The sequence below is a fragment of the Paraburkholderia sp. BL6669N2 genome (assembly GCF_003387275.1).
In the GTDB taxonomy this organism is placed as follows: Bacteria; Pseudomonadota; Gammaproteobacteria; order Burkholderiales; family Burkholderiaceae; genus Paraburkholderia.
This window is the reverse complement of record NZ_QUNA01000002.1, coordinates 4,140,658-4,156,449: the sequence shown is the minus strand read 5'-3', so window position 1 is coordinate 4,156,449 and position 15,792 is coordinate 4,140,658. Positions and strand designations below refer to the sequence as shown.

Sequence of the window (15,792 nt, the reverse complement as noted above, 5' to 3'; positions counted from 1 at the left end):
CATCGGCATATTCAGTGAAAACATCATGAGAAGAAACGGCCCCATCGCGCTGATTTTCCATACGCTAGTGATTGCGTTCGTGCTCGCGCCGCTCGTGATCGTCGTGCTGGTCGCCTTCACGCCCGACGAAACGCTCACGTTGCCCACGCACGGCGTCTCGCTGCGCTGGTTCCGCGCGATCCTCAATTACCCGGATTTCATCGGCGCGTTCTTTAACAGCCTGAAGCTGGCGTTCGCTTCGGCGACGCTGTCGCTGATCGTGGCGCTGCCCGCCGCGCTTGCCATCGGCCGCGCGCGTTTTCCGGGGCGCAGCTTTCTCAATGGCCTGTTGCTGTCGCCGCTCGTGATTCCCGGGCTCGTACTCGGCATCGCGCTGCTGCGCTTCTTCGCGCTGATCGGCGCGACCGGCTCGTTCGCCTGGCTCGTGCTCGCGCACATGATCATCATTACGCCGTTTGTAATGCGGCTCGTGCTGGCGTCGGTGAGCGGCCTCGATCGCAGTATCGAGCATGCCGCGCACTCGCTCGGCGCCGACCCGTGGACCACGTTTCGCCGCATCACCTTCCCGATGATTCTGCCGGGCATTACCGGCGGCTGGCTGCTGGCCTTCATCAACAGCTTCGACGAATTGACCATGTCGATCTTCGTCACCTCGCCGCAAACCGTCACGCTGCCGGTGCGCATGTACATGTACGCGACCGAATCGATCGATCCGATGATGGCCTCCGTCTCCGCGCTGGTGATCTTCATTACCGGCGGCGCGATGCTGCTGCTCGACCGCGTGTACGGTCTGAACCGCATTCTGATCGGCCAGCACTGATGTCCTCTTCCGACCACGCTCTCATGCCGTCCACGCTGCCGTCCCATTCGCCGTCTACCCACGCGGACGCCGCGCGCCGCGAGCCGCAGTTCGTTCGCGTGGCGGAAACGCGGCGCGCAACGCTGCACTTCTATCTCGACGGCGAACAGGTCGCCGCGCTGCAAGGCGACACGCTGCTGACCGCTGTGCTGATGCAGCAGCGCCACGTGCGCGAAAGCGAATTCAGCGGCGCGCCGCGCGCGGGCTTCTGCCTGATCGGCGCATGCCAGGACTGCTGGATGCGCACCGAAGACGGCAAACGCGTGCGAGCGTGCTCGACGCTCGTAAGCGAAGGCATGCGCGTGCTGACGCGGCTCGCCACGACCGCAGCCGGCGCCGATGCCGGTCTCGGCGCCGTGAATAAAACCGGAGACGCCCGATGAGCGACGCACGCCGCATCGTAATCGTCGGCGCCGGGCCGGCGGGCGTACGCGCTGCCGAGACGCTGGTCGCGGCTGGCGTGAAGCCGATCGTGATCGATGAAAACGCGCGCTGGGGCGGCCAGATTTATCGGCAACCGCCAGAAAACGGCGGCTTCGAGCGCTCGAAAAAAACGCTTTACGGTTTCGAAGCGCACAAGGCCGAAGCCTTGCATTCGACCATGGCCGCGCTGCTGCCTCATCTCGACTATCGCCCCGACACACTCGCATGGGCCTGCGAAGCGGGCCGGCTCGATACGTTGCATGCGGGACGCGAGCTGCGCGTGCCGTTCTCGCATCTGATCATCGCCAGCGGCGCGACCGACCGCGTGCTGCCGGTGCCGGGCTGGACCTTGCCTGGCGTCTACACGCTCGGCGCGGCCCAGGTCGCGCTGAAGGCGCAAGGCTGCGCGATCGGCCGACGCGTCGTGCTGGCCGGCACCGGACCGCTGTTATATCTCGTGGCGTATCAGTACGTGAAAGCCGGCGCGCAAGTCATGGCCGTGCTCGACACGAGTCCGTTCTCGCGGCAGATCGCCGCGGCGCCGAAACTCGCGCGTCTGCCGGCTACTTTTGCGAAAGGCCTGTATTACGTCGGCTGGCTGAAAACGCATGGTGTGCGGATCGAGCGTGATGTGACGCTGGTCGGCATTCGTGGCGTGGATGGTGTGCAAGCGCTCGAATGGCGCGCGTCGCGCGAAGGCTCGCCGACTGAAACCATTGCATGCGACGCGGTCGGCGTGAGCTTCGGCCTCAAACCCGAGACGCAACTCGCCGATCTCGCGGGCTGCCGCTTCCGCTTCGACGCGACCAACCGTTGCTGGCTGCCTGAAGTGGACCAGGGGGGCCGCAGTTCCGTGCCCGGCCTCTATCTTGCCGGCGACGGCGCGGGCATCGCCGGCGCGGACGCCGCGGAACTGGCCGGGCGCCGCGCCGCGCTCGCCTTGCTCGACGATCTCGGCATCGCGCATCCGCGTGGTGCGGGCATGCCCGACGCCGCATCGATCGAGCGCAGTCTGAAACGTATCGCGGTGTTTCGCGAGGGCATCGAAACAGCCTTCGCGCCGCCGGCCAACTGCGCGTCGCAATGGCCCGACGACATGACCGTGTGCCGCTGCGAAGAGATCGACGCGGGCACATTACGGCGCTGCATCCGGGGCGGCGAAGCGAATGAGATCAACCGGCTGAAAGCGCTCACGCGCGCCGGCATGGGCCGCTGCCAGGGACGCATGTGCGGCGAAGCCGCGCTGACCCTGCTCGCCGGGGAAACCGGCAAACCGCTCGACGCGGTCGGCCGTTTGCGTAGCCAGCCGCCCGTCAAACCGATTCCGCTCGCGCCGGAAATGTATGCCGACGACGTCGCCGACATCCCCGCGGAGGCGCGCGATGAGTAACACGCTGCATTACGACGTCGCGATTGCGGGTGGCGGCCTGGTCGGTTCATCGGCGGCACTGGCGCTCGCGAAACGCGGCTTGCGCGTGGGCCTGTTCGAGCGGCGCTATTGCGGCGCGCAGGCAAGCGGCGTGAACTACGGCGGCGTGCGCTGCCAGGGCCGACCGGTGGAACAGATGCCGCTCGCAATCCGCGCACGACGTATCTGGGACCGCTTGCCGGAGTTGATCGGCATCGACGGCGAGTTCACGATGTCGGGACATTTGCGCCTTGCTCGCAGCGAAAGCGATCTCGCCGCGCTGCAGACGTGGGCCGACATGGCGCGCGAGTATGGACTGCACACGCAACTGATCAGCGGCGCGGCGTTCCGCCAGCGCTACCCGTGGCTCGGGCCGGCCGCCGTGGGCGGCTCGCTGTGCGCGACCGACGGCCATGCGAACCCGCGGCTGGTGTCGCCCGCCTTCGCGCGCGCCGCGCGGGCTGCGGGTGCGGATGTGCGCGAGCAAACCGAACTCACCGACATTCATCATGACGGCACGCGCTTTCAACTGCGCGCCGGCGATCTGCGCATCAGCGCCGACTGGCTCATCAATTCAGCAGGCGCGTGGGCGAATACGGTGGCGGGCTACTTCGGCGAAACCGCGCCGATGAAACCGATCTACCCGAACATGTGGGTCACCGAACCGTTGCCGCTCTTCATCACCCACAACCTGGGCGTGTACGGCGGCGGCATCTACGCGCGACAAGTGGCGCGCGGCAACTGCGTGATCGGCGGCGGACGCGGACATGGCGACGGCGAATACGGCCAGCCGTCGACGGATACCACGCGCGCCGTGATGCGCGACGCGTGCACGCTGCTGCCTGCCTTGCGCGAGGCGCTGCTGATCCGCACATGGAGCGGCGTGGAAGGCGAAACGCCCGACAGCAATCCGATCATCGGTGCGAGCCGTGGCGTGCCGCGTCTGTTGCATGCATTCGGTTTTTCAGGCGGCGGCTTCCTGCTCGCGCCGGGCGTCGGCGAACTGCTCGCCGATCTCGTCGTCGACGGCGCCACCGCAACGCCACTCGACGCTTTTTCGATTGGCCGCTTTGCTGCTGTCGCGACCTCACCGGTCGCTTAAGTCCTCGTTTAGTGAACCTCAGGAGCCCCTCAATGAAACTGTTCAAGACGCTCGCGGCGCTGGCCGCATTGTGCGCATTCAGCGCGGCCGCGCCGGCGTGGTCGCAAACCAAGACGATCTACATCGGCATGAACGGCGGCCCGATGGAGAAGGCCTATACGAGCCAGGTACTGCCCGACTTCGAGAAGGCCAACAATGTGAAGGTGGTTGTGGTGCCGGGCACGTCGTCGGACATTCTCGCCAAGCTGCTCGCCAACAAGGCGAGCCCGCAGATCCACGTGGTGTTTCTCGACGACGGCGTGATGGCGCGCGCGGTCAGCATGGGCGTGTGCAAGAAGCTCGACGATGCGCCCGTGCTCAAGGAGCTCTATCCGTTCGCGCGCATGAAGGACGACATGGGCGCGGGCGTGCAACTCGGCATGACCGGTATTGCGTACAACAAGAAGCTGTTCGCTGAAAAAGGCTGGGCGCCGCCGACCTCGTGGATGGATTTCGCCGATCCGAAATACAAGGGCAAGGTGGTGTTCCAGTCGGCGCCGAGCAGCACCTTCGGGCTGCACGGCTTTCTCGCCATCAACCGCCTGATGGGCGGCAGCGAGCAGAACGTGGAGCCGGGCTTCACGAAATGGGCGAGCACGGTGGGACCGAACGTCGTCGAGTACGTGCCGAACTCCGCGAAGATTTCCGAAATGGTCCAGACCGGCGAGGCGGGCCTGTTCCCGTTGACGCCGACCGCCGTGGGCGATCTGGCGGACAAGGGCATTCCGGTCGGCTATGTGAATCCGAAGGAAGGTCCGGTGCTGTTGCTGGTCGACTTGTGCGTGGTCAACAACAACCCCGATCCGCAACTGGCGCAGAAGCTCGCGCAATTCCTGTTGTCCGCGCCGGCGCAGACCAAGGCCGCCGAAGCCGGGCGCCAGATACCCACCAACCGTCTCGCGAAGATGACGCCGCCCATGCAGCAAAGCCTCGGCAACGTCGACGACCTGGTGCACAAGGTGACGGTGGTGGATTGGGACACGATCAACGCGCACCGCGCGCAGTGGGATACGCGCTGGAACCGGCAGATCGAGCGCTAAGCGCTGACTGGTTGCGCATCAACGAAAACGCGCGCCTTGCAACTGTGCAAGGCGCGCGTTTTTTATGCGTGAGCGTGGGTGTCGTTCTAGAAAATCACCGACATCGCCACCGCCAGCCAGATCCCCACCACGCCGACAAGAAACAGATGCCGCGCAATGCGAATCCGGCTATCGCTGCCTTCGGGTTCGACAGGACTCGTGGCGACCCACGGCACCAGCCCGAGGCAGGCGAATCCGATCAGCGCGGACACGAACACGAAGACGTCGGCGACTCGCCACTGGGTCGGCTCATACAAACCCCAGTAGCCGAGAAAGACGATGCCGATCGAGAAGATCGTGGCCGAAGCGGCACTGAGTGCGGGCACTGATCCGATGGGGCTCGGCATGCTTCACCTCTGATCGTTAGGCTGTTGGCCATGCCCGTGAAGTCCCGATTCGTGCCCATGGCATCGCTCAGGACGTGCGGGCCTGCCTCGCTTCATACGTCTTCAGATGACTATAGGCGATGCGCAACAACGACAAGCCGTGCTCGCCTTTTTGCGCGTCGCCGCCGCGCGAAATCAGATCGCCGAGAATGTGATCCGCCTCGGTATGCGAATGGTTTTCCACATCCCGCAACATGGACGCGGTGAGCGGCGAAGGCGTGAAGAGCGTTTGGGTGGCGCGTGCGTCGAAGTCCGGGCCCATGGTGAAGCCGTTGTGCTCGGCCACCGCGCGGCACTCGCCGAGCAGATTCTCGATCACGCGCTTGCCGTCCGGCGCAGCCAGAATATCGCCGACCGAACCGCGCATCAAGCACGTGCTGGCTGCAAGCGTGGCCAGGAACACCCACTTCTCCCACATGCGCAGCAAAATGTTGTCGCTGACCAGTGTGTCGAAATTCGCGCCGGCCATGGCCTCGGCGATCGCCTGAACACGCTCCGAGGTGCCGCCGGCCTGTTCGCCGAACGTGATCGCATGCATGTCGTTCAGATGCACGATGTGCTGCTCGGCATTGAGCGTGGCGGCGATCACGCATTGGCCGCCCAGCACGCGCGCCGCGCCGAACTTTTCGTTGAGCACGTCGATATGGCGCATGCCGTTGAGCATCGGCAGAATCAGCGTCGACTCGCCGACGAGCGGCGCGAAGGAGTCGATGGCGTCGTCGAGACTGTAGGCTTTGCAGCTCAGCAGCACCAGATCGAACGGCTCGGCGCCGACGCCGGCGAGAATGGTTTGCGGATCGGGCAGGCTGAGATCGCCGCGCACGCTGCTGATGACGAGCCCGTCACGCTTGAGTTTTTCCGCCCGGCCTGGACGCACGAGAAAGGTCACGTCCTGGCCCGCCGCTGCGAGACGGCCGCCGAAATAGCCGCCTACGGCGCCCGCCCCTACTACAAGAATTCGCATCTTTGGCCTCTTGATAGATTTCGATCACGCGCTTGCCTCCACGAGCGAGAGCTTCAGGGGGCGCGAATGCGGCGCGTGTGCAGAATGTAGCAAAGATTGAAGATCGGCACCGGCCAGGATTGACGCGAGCCGCCGTGTTGCATTGCACAGCGGCTTACCTCAGATCAATCGGGCAATGCGCCGGCGCGTCAGGCAAGCGCCTCTTTCACGTTCACAGCGTGCCGCAAATAGTGCGCTCGTAAAGCGCCAGCATACCCGGCACGTCCACCCCGATACACGCCTTGCAATCGGGCCGGCTATCCCAAGCCGGCGCGGGCACGGGCATAGTCGCCGGCTTCTGGATGGTCTGACCCACCGCGATGCCGTCCGTCAGCACACGCACGGGGCCGCTGCGCGTCGTATAGAGATGCGGCGCCAGCATATAGGCCACCGCCGACGAATCGTGCACGTAGATACCCGCCAGTTGCGCGCTTTGCTCGTGAAACGCCTCGTAGTGCCGCGACACTTCCCATACGAACTGACCGGCCGCGCCGCCGCGTTCGCGTAGCGACGCCAGATACTCGTGGCTCATGATGGTGGGCTGCGTGACGTCCAGCCCGACGATCGCGACTGGCCACGCCGCGCCGAGCACGATGTCGGCGGCATCAGGGTCGGCCAGGATATTGGCTTCCGCCGCGGGCGTGACGTTGCCGAGCACGCCGTCCGTGCCGAACGCGCCGCCCATGATCACCACCTGTTTGACGAGGGAGGCGATCTGCGGATCGTCGGCCAGCGCGAGCGCAAGGTTCGTGAGCGGGCCCACCGCGAGCAGCGTGACATCGCCGGGATGCGCGCGCACCGTGTCGATGATGAAGCGGTGCGCGGGACGCGCGTCGAGCGGAGCCTCGTCCGTTGTATCCAGTGCGATATTGCCGAGCCCGTTGTCGCCGTGAATCCATGCGAGCGGCTCGGGCGCGCTTCGCTTGAGCGGCGCCGCCGCGCCCCGCGCGACCGGCACGCCGGCGGCGAACCGTCCGGCGAGAAAGCGCGCGTTGCGGGTGGTCGTTTCGATCGTCGCGTTGCCGAATACGCTCGTCAGGCCGAGCAGTTCGATATCCGGATGCAGCGCCTGAAACACGAGCGCCATGGCATCGTCCACGCCTGGGTCGGTGTCGTAGATGACCTTGTGCTTGCTCATAGATAGAACGCGTCCGGCAATTGTTCGCGCGCGGTGGTGTCGCGCGTGACGCCATGCAGGTTGCCGAGGCGAATCGGCAGTTCAGGGCCGCCCAGTTCAATGATGACCTGGCGGCACGCGCCGCACGGCGCGATCGGGCCGTCCGTATCGCCGATCACGGCGAGCGCCGCGAACTGGTCACGCTGATAGCCGGCAGCGATAGCGCTGAAAAACGCGGTACGTTCCGCGCAATTGCACAAACCATATGACGCGTTCTCGACGTTGCAGCCGTCGAACACCTGGCCGTCCCTGGTCAGCAGCGCCGCGCCGACCTTGAACTTCGAATAAGGCGCATAGGCCTTTTCTCGCGCGAGGCCCGCGCGTTCCAACAGTTCTTCCATATTCATCCAGCAATCCTCGATTCAATTCAGCGTAATGAACATGCCCGCAATGGTGGCGCTCATCAGGTTCGAGAGCGTCGCGGCAAGCACGACACGCAAGCCGTAGCGCGCGACTTCGGCACGGCGTCCCGGCGCGACGGCACTAAAGCCGCCCGTCAGCACCGCGATCGACGAAAAGTTCGCGAAGCCGCACAACGCAAACGACAGGATAGCAATGGTACGCGGATCGAGCGCCGTCAGACCGGCCGCGGTCACGCTCGCAGCGTCCTTCAGATACGGCGATAGCGACGCGTACGCGACGAACTCGTTGAGAATGACTTTCTGCCCGAGGAAATTGCCGGCGATCGTGGCCTCGTTCCACGGCACGCCGATCAGATACGCGAGCGGCGCGAAGACCACGCCGAGCACCGATTGCATCGACAGTTGCGGATGGCCGAACCAGCCGCCCACGCCGCCCACGATTCCGTTGACCAACGCGATCAGACCGACGAACGCGATCAGCATCGCGCCGACCATCACCGCGATTTTCAGGCCGACGGTCGCGCCGGAACTCGCGGCTTCGATGATATTGGCGGGACGCTTCTCGTCGAAGTTGAGGTTGTCGAGACGAACGCGGCTCGGCTCGGTGGACGGATGAATGATCTTGGCGAACAGCAAGCCGCCCGGCACCGCCATGAACGACGCCGCCAGCAGATACTCGATGCGCACGCCGAGTCCCGCATAGCCCGCCAGCACCGAACCGGCAACGGCCGCCATGCCGCTCGACATCACCGCGAACAGTTCTGCGCCGGTCATGTCGGGCGTGAACGGTTTGACCACGGCGGGCATTTCACTCTGGCCGAGGAAAATCGTGGTGACCGCGGAAAACGATTCGATCTTCGACACGCCGAGCAGTTTCTGAAATACCGTGCCGAGCACGATAACGATCCAGCGCATCACGCCGAGGTAATACAGGACGGAGATCAACGCAGTGACGAAGATGATGGCCGGCAGCACACGCACGGCGAACACGAAACCGCCGTCGCCGAAGACCTGAAACATTTTGGCCTGCACGAGGCCGCCGAACAGGAACTCGATGCCCGCGTTACCGTAGCCGAGCACATGATTGACGGCGGATGCCGCGCCCGAAAGGATCGACTTGCCGAGCGGCACGAACAGAATGAACGCGCCGATTCCCACCTGCGCCAGCAGCGCGCTGATTACAGTTCGTAAGCGGATGGCGCCACGGTTGGTGGAAAAGATGAACGCGATGAGTAGCAGTACTGCAATGCCCAGGATATTTCTAACGATCAGTGCCATGTCTCGTGATGTTCTCGTGAAAGTGGCAGTGATGCTAAACGAAACCGGTGCCGGAATAAAAACTTTAAATATGGGCCGTCACTCTAGTGCCGCGGAATACCCCAAGGTTGATGCGCCGCGCATCTCAGGAATCGCAGCGAGGTGCATCGACATGTCTATCGCGCGTCGACGCACCCTGCTGCTATCGGTTCAAACTCACAGCATTTCCAATGCCAACGCGATGCCTTGACCGCCGCCAATACACAGCGTCACGATGCCGCGTTTGATGCCATCGCGCTGCATCGAATGAAGCAGGCGCGTGGTCAGCACGGCGCCCGTCGCGCCGATCGGATGACCATGCGCAATCGCGCCGCCTTGCACGTTGATCAACTCGTCCGCGATGCCGAGCTTGCGCGCGACCGCGATCGGCACGGCGGCAAACGCTTCGTTGATCTCGAAGCGCTCGACATCGTGCAGTTGCCAACCGGCTCGTGCCAACGCCATCTGCACCGCCGGAACGGGACCGAGGCCGAACATGCCGGGTTCGACAGCGGCGACGCCATAAGACACGAGACGCGCGAGCGGCGCGATGCCGCGTGCTTCCGCGAAACCGCGCTCGGCCACCAGCATCGCGGCTGCGCCGCTGTTCAATCCGGGCGCGTTGCCCGCGGTGATCGTGCCGTCGGGGCGAAATGCCGGCCGCAGTTTCGCGAGCGTGTCCACCGTGGTGTCGGGACGCGGTTGTTCATCGCGCGTGAAATGTTGTGGGCCTTTGCGCCCGGCTATTTCCACGGCAACCAGTTCGGCGTCGAAATCGCCGCGCGCTTGGGCTTCGCTGAATCGCCGCTGCGAGCGCGCGGCCCAACGGTCCTGCGTTTCGCGCGTGATATCGAACTGCGCGACGAGGTCTTCCGTGTGCCAGCCGGAATGCTCGCCGGAAAACGCGTCGTTCAGGCCGTCGCGCAACAGGCTGTCGTGGATTTGCGCATTGCCCATGCGGTAGCCCCAGCGGCCGCCGTCCAGCAGATACGGCGCGCGGTCCATGTTTTCCATGCCGCCCGCGACGGCCGCATCGCCGAGACCCAGCAGGATTTCCTGGGCCGCCGACGCGATCGCCTGCGCGCCCGAGCCGCATACGCGATTGACCGTCAACGCCGGCACGGCCACCGGCACACCGCCGCCGATCGACGCCTGGCGCGCGGGATTCATCTTGTTGCCGGCCTGAATCACATTGCCCATCACGACCGATGCCAACTCAGCCGCGTCGAGCCCGCTGCGGCGCAGCGTCTCGCGCACGGCGAGCGCGCCCAGCTCCGTTGCGGGCACGTCCTTCAGCGCCCCGCCGAATGCGCCGATCGGCGTTCTCACCGGATTGCAGATCACTACTTCTCGCTGATTCGCCATCATTTCTCTCCAGTTGGTTCAACACCTCATTGGCCACGCCCGTGCATCAGTCGATCGCTTGTTCAAGTGTTCAGTTGTTCGACGACACCGCCGTGACCGCGTCAGGCACATCCCAGCCGCCACCGAGCGACCGGTACAACGCGACCGCCGAGAGCGCATGCTCGCGCCTGGCCTGGTTCAAGGACTCCGCGTCACGCAGATACGCCTCCTGCGCGGTGAGCACATCGAGAAAATCCGCCGCGCCGCCCTTGTACAGTTCGCTCGACAAACGCAGCGCCTGATTCGACGCATCGAGCGCGCCGCCGAGACGTTGCACCTGCACCGCGCCGCTCACCAGATCGCTGCGGTTGTCCTCGATTTCCTTGAGCGCTTGCAGCATGGTCTGCTGCAGACCGAGTTGCGATTCGCGCATGCGGCTCTCGCTCGCGTCGATATTCGCGGTGATGCGGCCCGCGTTGAAGATCGGGCTCGTCGCGTTCAACGCGGCGCTGAAAAGGTTGTCGGTCAGCGTCGGCAAGCCGAGATAAGACGAGGCCAGCAGGCCGTCGGCGAGATTGAGGCGGAACTGCGGATAGCGCTGCGCCTTCGATACGCCCACTTCCGCCGCGCGCTGCTCGACCGTCGCGTAGGCGGTGCGCACGTCGGGACGCTGCAGGAGTGCTTCCGAGGGCAGCATCTGCGGCACGCTTTGCGCGGGCACCGGGATATCGCGTGCGTTGGCGAGCAGCAAGCTGTCGACGCTCTCCGGCGTGCGCCCCGAATACACCGCGATCAGACTCAATTGATGCTGCACCGCCGATTGCACGCGCGGAATCTGCGCCTGCAAATCCTGGAGCTGGTTCTGCGCGCGCGCAACGTCGAGTTGCGTCGACAGCCCATAGTGCAGACGCTGCTGCGTGAGCTTCAGCGCGCGTGCGCGGATCTGCTCGTTGTCGCTCAGAATCTGCAACTGCGATTGCGCCCAGCGCAGATCGATATACGCTGCCGCGGTATTCGCCGCGAGCGCGAGGCGCACCTCGTTCAATGCGGACTGGCGTCCCGACACTTGCGCCTGCGCCGCCAGCACGGCAAGACGTTCGCCGCCGAACACGTCGGGCGTCCAGCTCGCCGTCAAGCCGACACCGGCCTGGCGCACATAGCCGAGCGGCGGCGGCGTGTTCTGACGCGAGTCGGACGCGGTCGCGCTCGCATTCAATTCCGGCAGCAGGGCGGCGCGATTCTGCTTCACCAGATCCTGCGCCTGCCTGACGCGCTCCACTGCCGCCTGCACATCGAGATTGCCGGTCAACACGGATTCGACCAGTTGATGCATGACCGGGTCGCCGAATTGCTCCCACCACGCATTGGCGCTGACGCTGTCTTGCGGTGCGTCGACATTCCACGCGGCAGGCGCGACGGTCTTCACGGTTTGCGGCAAATCCGCATGCGTTTCCGGTTGCACCGCGCACGCCGCGAGCGTCAGCAAGGCGGCGCTCGCCAGTACTTTGAAAAGGATCGGTTTCATGTTGGATTCCTCAATGAGCGTCGGGCGGCGGTGCGGTGTTGCCGAACGGGCGCGAGAAAAGCACGCTCAGCAGGCCCACGACGAAACACAGCGACAGGGCGTAAAACGTGTCGGAGAACGTCAATACGAGTGCTTCGCGCATCAGCAGTGCGTGCAGTTCACCGAGTCCGGCGTTGGCCGCGTTCAGCACGTTGCCGCCCACTGCCGCGAAATGCGCGCTTTGCTGCTGCAAGATCGATTCGACCACCGGACGGCCCACGTTCAGATGTTCATCGAGCCGCTCGTAATGCAGGTTCAGCCGGTCGTTGAGCATCGTGCTGCTCACGGCAATGCCGATCGCGCCGCCAAGGTTGCGCATCAGATTGAACAGGCCGCTGGCGGAACGAAGCCTCGACATCGGCAACGAACCCAGCGCCATCGTCACGATGGGTGGAATGCAGAACTGCTGGCCGATGCCGCGCAACGCTTGCGGAATCAGCAATTCCTGCCAGCCCCATTGATTCGTCAGCGGCACATACAGATAACAGCCGACGCCGAACAGCACCAGGCCGAACACCAGCAGGATCCGCATATCGATAAAGCGCGCGACTATCGAATACACCACCATCGCCACCAGTTGAAAACAGCCGACCGACAGCAGCGCCACACCAATCTGCAACGAATCGAAACCACGCACACGGGACAGGAACACCGGCGTCAAAAACACCGCGCAGAAAATCCCGATCCCGGTGATGAACGACAGCAGGCTGCCAATGCCGAAGTTGCGGATCGCCAACGCGCGCAAATCCACGATCGGTTCTTTTGCGGTGAACGCATGCACGAGGAACAGGAACCCGCAGATCGCGGTGATCCATGCGCACGTCAGGATCACGTGATCGCCGAACCAGTTCTTGCGCGGCCCTTCCTCCAGCACGTATTCGAGGCAACCGAGAAAACCGGACATCAACAGGATGCCGAGGTAATCGCCCTTCTTCAGCAGCGACAGGTCGACGTTGTCGAAGTGCACGTACTTCGGCACCAACAGCGTGACGGCGAGGCCCGGCACGAGGTTCAGATAGAACAGCCAGTGCCACGACCATTGCGACGTGATCCAGCCGCCGATCACCGGACCAATGGTCGGCGCGAGCGTGGCGAGCGCGCTGATGGTGGTGGAGGCGATCAGGCGCTGCTTGCCGGGGAACAGCACGAACGCAGTGGTGAACACCGTCGGGATCATCGCGGCGCCGAGCGCGCCTTGCAAACCGCGGAACAGGATCATCGAGTTGATGTCCCATGCGAGACCGCACAGCATGCTGGTGACCGTAAAGCCGAGCGCGGAAAACGCGAACACCCAGCGCGTGGAGAACACGCGGGTGAGCCAGCCGGACATCGGGATCACCAGAATTTCAGCGATCAGATATGAGGTCTGCACCCACGAGAGTTCGTCCTGGCTCGCGGACAAGCCGCCGCCGATGTCCTTGAGCGACGACGCCACGATCTGGATATCGAGCGTCGCCATGAAAAAACCGACGCACATCAGCGTGAACGCCAGGACTTTGATTCGCGTCGGCAGGTCGGCGGGGTTGGCGAGAACTTGGGTCATGATCGGCTCATCCGCGCGCCGGCGTGTTGCCGCTATCGACATGCACTTTCACCGTGGCCGACAGGCCCGGACGCAGCACGCCTTGCATGGACTTCGGTACATCCAGCCGCACACGCACCGGCACGCGCTGCACGATCTTCGTGAAGTTGCCGGTGGCATTCTCCGCGGGCAGCACGCTGAATGTCGCGCCGGTGGCCGGCGCCAGACTTTCAACCACGCCGTGAATCGGCGTGCTCGAGGCGTCGAGATCGACATCGACGCTGTCGCCGACGCGCATCTTCTTCAACTGGTCTTCCTTGAAGTTGGCGTCGATCCACAACCCGCTCGACGGCACCACGGTCAGCAGCGACACGCCGGTGTTCGCCAGCAGGCCGACACGCGCCGTACGATTGCCGACATAGCCGTCGATCGGCGAGCGAATCGTCGTGTACTCCACGTTCAAGGCCGCGACGCGCTGGGCGGCCTGCGCCGTCGCGATGCGCGCCTCGGCGTCGCCGATCTGCGCGTCGAGCACGGCGATCTGCCGTTGCGCCGCGATCAGCGCGGCACCGCTGCGATCCACAGCCGCGCGCGCCCTGGTCAAATCGGCATTCGCGCGTTCGACGACCTGATTCGACACCGCGTCGTCCTTCACGAGTTCGCGGTAGCGCGTCTGGTCCGCGGCGCTGCGCGTCAGTTCGGCACCGGACGCGCGAACCTCGGCGGCCTGCTCGTTGATGGTGGCGAGCTGCAAGGACTTCTTCGCCTGCAGTTCGGTCACCGAGGCCTGCGCGCTCTGCACTTCCGCCGTGGCCTGCGCGAGCCGCGCGTCGTAATCGCGCGCATCCAGCCGGATCAGCACCTCGTTCGCGTGGACGAACTGGTTGTCGTGCACGAGCACGTCCTTGACGAAGCCGTTCACCTTCGGCGCCATCACCGTGACATCGCCGCCCACGTAGGCATCGTCGGTCGTTTCGACGAAGCGGCCGACGAAGAACCAGTACGACGCCGCAAGCGCCAGCACGGCAAGAACCGTGATGATCGCGAGCAACATCCACGGAATGCGACGTGCCGGTTTGGCGGTCTGCGCCGCGCTTGGCGGAGCGATAGTCGATGGAGTAGTGGACATGATGTCGATATGTGCGTATGCACTCGTTACGTTGAAAAAAAAGCGCGAGGACCGCGCCGGCCGTGCGTCGCTGCAGCCGCGACTTTCAGACTGGATCTCGTGTGATAGCGAACAGTTCGCCTCGCAATGCCGCCGCGCGCCGTTCGCCAAAACGATGCTCGAATTCAGCTTGCGCGGCATGCCAATGCTCGCGGCCTGCCTTGAGACGCTCTTCCCCTGCCGCCGTGAGCGCAATCGTCAGCGCCCGCGCGTCGGCGCCGAGCGCCTCGCTCGACACCAAACCGTTGCGGCGCAGCGGCTGGATCGTGCGGACTAGGGAGGTACGTTCCATGCGCATGGCTTCAGCCAGTTGCTTCATCGTCATGGGGCCGGTGCGTTTGAGCCGTCCCAGCAGGGAAAACTGCGTGATGGTCAGCCCGACATTCGCCAGATGCCGGTCGTATATCTGCGAGACATAACGCGCGGCCTGGCGGATGGCAAAGCAGTCGTCGTCGAAAAGTCCTTCCATCGTTGCGCTTCCTCGTTAGTGAGTGCGTATGCACACAAACAGGCGGACCGACGCTCGCCGGAACGAACGGGTGCGCCTCAACTAGCCAGTGATGCTGAAAAGTTCGGCGCGCAGCGTTTTGGCGCGCGCATGGCCGAACTTCTTTTCGAACTCGTCCTGCGCGGCGCGCCATGCAATGGCGGCCTGGTCGAACGTGGCTTCGCCCTTCTCCGTCAGGCTGAACAGGAAGGTGCGGCCGTCGTGCTCCGCCGCTTCCGCCACCACCAGACCGTCGCGCTGCAGGGGTTTCATCGCGCGGACCAGCGTGGTGCGTTCCATCACCATCGCGTCCGCCAGATCCACCATGGGTAGATTCGGCCTGCGCGCGAGCCTGGCGAGAATCGTGAACTGCGCGGCCGTCAAGCCTACTTCGCCGAGGTGGCGCTCGTAGATTTGCGTGACGTGCCGGGCCGCCTGGCGCAGCGCGAAGCAGTTGCATTCGTCGTAGGAGATGGGGCGGTTCATGAGGTGGAGTCTATATGTGCATACGCACAGCGTCAAGTTTGGCTGGGTTGAACACAGTGTTGCTGAATCTGATCAACGGCCTCATCA

Annotated in this window: 17 protein-coding genes; 6 read left to right on the top strand and 11 right to left on the bottom strand. The window is 64.4% G+C overall.

What is annotated here, in order from left to right; all coding sequences use genetic code 11:
- Window positions 1–25: 25 nt before the first annotated feature.
- From B0G80_RS41270 to B0G80_RS41250, 5 genes are read left to right on the top strand one after another with little or no spacing between them, the layout of a single operon-like run.
- Window positions 26–820 (top strand): ABC transporter permease, encoded by a 795-nt coding sequence (locus B0G80_RS41270; protein ID WP_106277067.1) that lies wholly within the window; start codon window positions 26–28, stop codon window positions 818–820.
- Window positions 820–1,242 carry a (2Fe-2S)-binding protein gene (locus B0G80_RS41265; RefSeq protein WP_116123279.1) on the top strand — a complete coding sequence of 141 codons (423 nt, stop codon included), beginning with the start codon at window positions 820–822 and terminating at the stop codon, window positions 1,240–1,242. The genes B0G80_RS41270 and B0G80_RS41265 overlap by 1 nt, the downstream gene beginning before the upstream one ends.
- A complete protein-coding gene (locus B0G80_RS41260) occupies window positions 1,239–2,672 on the top strand; it encodes an NAD(P)/FAD-dependent oxidoreductase (protein ID WP_116123278.1) in 1,434 nt (477 codons plus the stop codon). Before B0G80_RS41265 ends, B0G80_RS41260 begins: the two co-directional genes overlap by 4 nt.
- Window positions 2,665–3,792 carry an FAD-binding oxidoreductase gene (locus B0G80_RS41255; protein WP_116123277.1) on the top strand — a complete coding sequence of 376 codons (1,128 nt, stop codon included), beginning with the start codon at window positions 2,665–2,667 and terminating at the stop codon, window positions 3,790–3,792. Before B0G80_RS41260 ends, B0G80_RS41255 begins: the two co-directional genes overlap by 8 nt.
- A 32-nt stretch (window positions 3,793–3,824) precedes the next feature.
- The gene (locus B0G80_RS41250; RefSeq protein WP_116123276.1) at window positions 3,825–4,871 is read left to right on the top strand and encodes an ABC transporter substrate-binding protein; all 1,047 of its coding nucleotides are present in this window, start codon (window positions 3,825–3,827) and stop codon (window positions 4,869–4,871) included.
- Window positions 4,872–4,957: 86 nt separating this feature from the next.
- Here B0G80_RS41250 and B0G80_RS41245 read toward each other — a convergent pair whose 3' ends face one another.
- From B0G80_RS41245 to B0G80_RS41225, 5 genes are all read right to left on the bottom strand, one after another.
- Window positions 4,958–5,257, bottom strand: coding sequence for a hypothetical protein (locus B0G80_RS41245; protein WP_116123275.1), 300 nt, complete (start codon window positions 5,255–5,257; stop codon window positions 4,958–4,960).
- Between the two features lie 67 nt (window positions 5,258–5,324).
- On the bottom strand, window positions 5,325–6,260 hold the full coding sequence (gene panE / locus B0G80_RS41240) for a 2-dehydropantoate 2-reductase (protein WP_116123274.1): 936 nt from the start codon (window positions 6,258–6,260) through the stop codon (window positions 5,325–5,327).
- A gap of 211 nt (window positions 6,261–6,471) precedes the next feature.
- Window positions 6,472–7,437: a nucleoside hydrolase gene (locus B0G80_RS41235; protein ID WP_116123273.1), complete on the bottom strand. Its 966-nt coding sequence runs from the start codon at window positions 7,435–7,437 to the stop codon at window positions 6,472–6,474.
- Window positions 7,434–7,823 (bottom strand): cytidine deaminase, encoded by a 390-nt coding sequence (locus B0G80_RS41230; protein WP_116123272.1) that lies wholly within the window; start codon window positions 7,821–7,823, stop codon window positions 7,434–7,436. The genes B0G80_RS41235 and B0G80_RS41230 overlap by 4 nt, the downstream gene beginning before the upstream one ends.
- Window positions 7,824–7,838: 15 nt before the next feature.
- Complete coding sequence (locus B0G80_RS41225) at window positions 7,839–9,116, bottom strand: NupC/NupG family nucleoside CNT transporter (RefSeq protein WP_116123271.1); 1,278 nt, start codon at window positions 9,114–9,116, stop codon at window positions 7,839–7,841.
- On the opposite strand from B0G80_RS41225, the gene B0G80_RS46525 reads away from it, so the two are divergent.
- Window positions 9,115–9,345: a hypothetical protein gene (locus B0G80_RS46525; RefSeq protein WP_147309983.1), complete on the top strand. Its 231-nt coding sequence runs from the start codon at window positions 9,115–9,117 to the stop codon at window positions 9,343–9,345. The genes B0G80_RS41225 and B0G80_RS46525 overlap by 2 nt on opposite strands.
- Here B0G80_RS46525 and B0G80_RS41220 read toward each other — a convergent pair.
- From B0G80_RS41220 to B0G80_RS41195, 6 genes are all read right to left on the bottom strand, one after another.
- Window positions 9,312–10,499, bottom strand: coding sequence for a thiolase family protein (locus tag B0G80_RS41220; RefSeq protein ID WP_116123270.1), 1,188 nt, complete (start codon window positions 10,497–10,499; stop codon window positions 9,312–9,314). The two genes, B0G80_RS46525 and B0G80_RS41220, sit on opposite strands and share 34 nt — an antisense overlap.
- A 70-nt stretch (window positions 10,500–10,569) precedes the next feature.
- Window positions 10,570–12,003, bottom strand: a complete 1,434-nt coding sequence (locus tag B0G80_RS41215) for an efflux transporter outer membrane subunit (RefSeq protein WP_116123269.1) — start codon at window positions 12,001–12,003, stop codon at window positions 10,570–10,572.
- Window positions 12,004–12,013: 10 nt separating this feature from the next.
- On the bottom strand, window positions 12,014–13,585 hold the full coding sequence (locus B0G80_RS41210) for a DHA2 family efflux MFS transporter permease subunit (RefSeq protein WP_116123268.1): 1,572 nt from the start codon (window positions 13,583–13,585) through the stop codon (window positions 12,014–12,016).
- Between the two features lie 7 nt (window positions 13,586–13,592).
- Window positions 13,593–14,693, bottom strand: coding sequence for an HlyD family secretion protein (locus B0G80_RS41205; RefSeq protein WP_181920174.1), 1,101 nt, complete (start codon window positions 14,691–14,693; stop codon window positions 13,593–13,595).
- 85 nt (window positions 14,694–14,778) lie between these two features.
- The gene (locus B0G80_RS41200) at window positions 14,779–15,201 is read right to left on the bottom strand and encodes a MarR family winged helix-turn-helix transcriptional regulator (protein ID WP_106277047.1); all 423 of its coding nucleotides are present in this window, start codon (window positions 15,199–15,201) and stop codon (window positions 14,779–14,781) included.
- Between the two features lie 81 nt (window positions 15,202–15,282).
- Window positions 15,283–15,705 carry a MarR family winged helix-turn-helix transcriptional regulator gene (locus B0G80_RS41195; RefSeq protein ID WP_106277045.1) on the bottom strand — a complete coding sequence of 141 codons (423 nt, stop codon included), beginning with the start codon at window positions 15,703–15,705 and terminating at the stop codon, window positions 15,283–15,285.
- Between the last annotated feature and the right edge of the window lie 87 nt (window positions 15,706–15,792).